The 3,059-nt window shown below is 62.0% G+C and carries 4 protein-coding genes; 3 read left to right on the forward strand and 1 reads right to left on the reverse strand.

Translation table 11 applies throughout. From position 1 onward, the window contains the following. The first annotated feature begins 303 nt into the window (after positions 1-303). The 3 genes from DC31_RS16625 (at position 304) to DC31_RS16635 (ending at position 2,685) form a co-directional block, all read left to right on the forward strand. The gene (locus DC31_RS16625; protein WP_036282287.1) at positions 304-591 is read left to right on the forward strand and encodes a hypothetical protein; all 288 of its coding nucleotides are present in this window, start codon (positions 304-306) and stop codon (positions 589-591) included. A 119-nt stretch (positions 592-710) separates the two neighbouring features. Further along, positions 711-1,697 carry a DUF4192 family protein gene (locus DC31_RS16630; RefSeq protein WP_036282289.1) on the forward strand — a complete coding sequence of 329 codons (987 nt, stop codon included), beginning with the start codon at positions 711-713 and terminating at the stop codon, positions 1,695-1,697. A gap of 139 nt (positions 1,698-1,836) precedes the next feature. Next, on the forward strand, positions 1,837-2,685 hold the full coding sequence (locus DC31_RS16635) for a DNA adenine methylase (RefSeq protein WP_036282291.1): 849 nt from the start codon (positions 1,837-1,839) through the stop codon (positions 2,683-2,685). Between the two features lie 22 nt (positions 2,686-2,707). On the opposite strand, the gene DC31_RS16640 is transcribed toward DC31_RS16635, so the two are convergent. Then, positions 2,708-3,059: IS481 family transposase (locus DC31_RS16640; protein ID WP_036282294.1), on the reverse strand; the 352-nt coding region annotated here is incomplete at its 5' end.

A 3,059-nucleotide genomic window follows, 5' to 3' on the forward strand; every position in this document is an offset into this window, starting at 1 on the left:
ACGCTCACCCCGCCAAAACGCGCCTCCAGCACCCTGCACAGCCGCCGCTGCTGCTGCCCCCCGGGATCTCACGACCACACCCCGCACCAACACCCCGCCACCCGCCGGGGGAATCTTGCGACGCTCCCCACCACCACACCCCCGAAAACTGACTGAAAAACGCAAGCAAATTTCAGGCACAAATTCAACCCCTCAATGCTTGAAAAATGCAAGCACAATTCACCAGCCCTCGTCCCCACAACCCCCCATGTCCGTGACCCCTCCTAATCTGTAAATGTCAGGTTCACAACAGAGGGAGATGCCATGAATATCAGGGATCAGATCATCACCGCTTTCAAGGCTGAGCATGGTCGCGAGCCGTCCGGTTCCATGGTGCGGATCCTGGAGCGCCATCGCGTCGAGGAACTCAACCCCTCCAGCGCGGAGGCCGTGCGCATCCGCGGAGATATCGCCGAGCGTGAGTCAGTCCAGTCCGAAGCGCTCAGCCGCTGGTTCTCGACCCGCTCGACGGGCATCCCCGCTCGCATGCCGAAGGTGGCAACCCTGATCCGCGAGGTACAGGCGGAGCGCCGCCAGCTGGTGACGATCTAAGCGCCTACCCGGTCGGCATGCCCGTCACAGAATCCGAATGTCCGTGGCCCCCCGTAGTCTGTAAATGTCAGGTTCACAACACACCGAATGAAAGGAACCACCATGACTGAGAAGAAGGTTTGAAGGCCGAGGGAGTCGGCGAGCTGATCGGAGGAGTGACAGCGCTGCTGGGATACATGCCCGCACACTCGTTGGTCATCGCCCCGTTCGTGGGAAGCCGAGCGCATTCCGCGCTGCGGATGGATCTCCACACGGATTCCGAGACTCGCGCTCAGATGGTCGCGACGGCAATGGGAATCACCTGCCGAGTGACCGGCGTGACGGGATTCGCTGCGGTCGTCTACACGGACGGCACCGAGGCCGAGCATCAGGCGCTGGCGTCAGATCTGCTGCTGGCGGCGGAGTACATCGGACTGAATGTCATCGAGTTGGCGTACGTCACCCCGACCGGCTGGGGAGAGTTCTACGAGGGCGCAGAGCGTCCGCTGGACTCTCTACCTGCACTGCCCGGGCCGGAGTTCATCAAGGATGGCGACCAGAGCACCGGCGCATCGCTCCCCGTTGTGGATGAGTCGCTACGGATGAAGATCCTCGCCGCATCGCTCCCCAACGTGGAAACAGTGGACTTCACCAGCCTGTTCGAGGAGGTTCTCACCTGGGATCCTCAGGCGCTGGACGTGCCGAAAGCGGCTCTGCTGGCCGGGATCGTTTCCCTGCCGATGTTCCGTGACACCGCTCTGATCCAGTGGGCGACGGATGAAGAGGGTGGCAGGGAGGCGCTGGCAGCACAGCGCGCATTCGCCCACGGCTGGAGCATTCCGGATCGCATCGGCAACGTGCTGATGGGGAAGGCTCCCCGACCTCAAGCAGACCGCCTGCGGGCGGCCCTGGCGGTCTGCCGAATGCTCGCCTCTCACACACCAGCCACTGACCGCGCGGCCCTGCTGACGGTCTGCACGTGGCTGTCGTGGGCGATGGGCAACTCGACCCACGCGACGTTCTACGTGGATCAGGCCCAGAAGGCTGATCCGTCGTTGAGCATGGCGCACCTGCTGGCCGAAGTGCTCAACATCGGGATGCTCCCGGAATGGGCATTCACGCCCTGATCACCACGGTGGCCCCGAATCCCCGGGGCCACCCCACCAACTCACGAAGGGATCCCATCATGTTACGCGGCCGCGCGGCTCTCCCAGCATCTGATCTGGTCGTCTACCCTTGGGAGAGCCGCCCACGAAGAAAGTGCCTATGATCCGGATAGAGACGAAGCGATGCGTCGACTACAGCCCTCTCCGGTATCCGGGCGGGAAGAGTTCCCTGACGGACTTCTTCGCCAAGATCATCGACGCCAATTTCGAGGAAAAGCCTCGCTACGTCGAGCCTTTCGCTGGAGGCGCGGGAGCCGCCATCGCGCTTCTCCTGCGAGGGCGAGTGAGCGAGATCATCGTCAACGATCTCGATCCTGCGATGTGGTCTCTCTGGGAATCCATGGTGCACGACGCGGAGCGGTTCCAGAAGCTCGTACGAGAGACTCCGGTCACTCTCGATGAGTGGCGGAAGCAGAAGCAGATCTACGCCGCGGGACTTGATGGTGCGGACTCGCTAGACCTGGGCTTCGCCACGTTCTTCCTGAATCGAACGAATCGATCGGGCGTGCTCAACGCCGGCGTGATCGGAGGCCAGGCACAGGCCGGTACATATCGAATCGACGCGCGGTACAACAAAGCCACTCTCCTGCACCGTCTTGGGAGGATCAGCGCCGTTCGAGATCGCATCGACGTTCGGAATATGGATGGTCGTGCACTGATCGGAGAAGTGTCGCAGAACCGATCGACTCTCGTTTATGCCGACCCGCCGTACTACGACAAGGGGAGTTATCTCTACCTGAACTCCTTCACAGACACGCAGCACGCTGAGCTAGCCGAAGCACTGAACGCGCCTTCCTCCGCTAAATGGATCTTGACGTACGACGACGTGCCAGCGATCCGTGACCTTTACTCGGACCGCCGCAGTCAGACGTTCTCTCTCCATTACTCCGCCCATAAACCTGGGGTCGCGCGTGAGTTGATGGTCTTTTCGGACAATCTCGCGCTGTAGATCAGGTGTCAGCGAACGTCGGCTAGTTGTACTTCCCCGTGAGGTTGTGAACGCGTTCTGAGGGGGTCTTGCCGCCGATGCCGGTGTGGGGTCTGTGGTGATTGTAGTGATGGAGCCAGGTCTCGTAGGCGGCGGCTCGCTCGGATTCGCTGGCGTAGGGTCTCGCATATGCCCACTCGACGGCGAGGGTCCGGTTGAATCGCTCGACTTTCCCGTTGGTCTGCGGCCGATACGGTCTGGTCCACTTGTGCTTGATGGTTTCGCCGAGCGCGGCAGCGAACGCGTGGGATCGGTAGCAGGCGCCGTTGTCGGTCATCACCGCGGTCACGGTCACGCCGAGGCTGGCGAAGAACGCGTTCGCACGAGTCCAGAAC

The organism is Microbacterium sp. CH12i (assembly GCF_000685355.1).
Classification (GTDB): Bacteria; Actinomycetota; Actinomycetes; order Actinomycetales; family Microbacteriaceae; genus Microbacterium.

What these genes read in the sequence shown, in the direction of transcription:
- DC31_RS16625 (WP_036282287.1), top strand. Translation starts at nt 304, where the DNA reads ATGAATATCAGGGATCAGATCATCACCGCTTTCAAGGCTGAGCATGGT.
- DC31_RS16635 (WP_036282291.1), top strand. Translation starts at nt 1,837, where the DNA reads ATGATCCGGATAGAGACGAAGCGATGCGTCGACTACAGCCCTCTCCGG.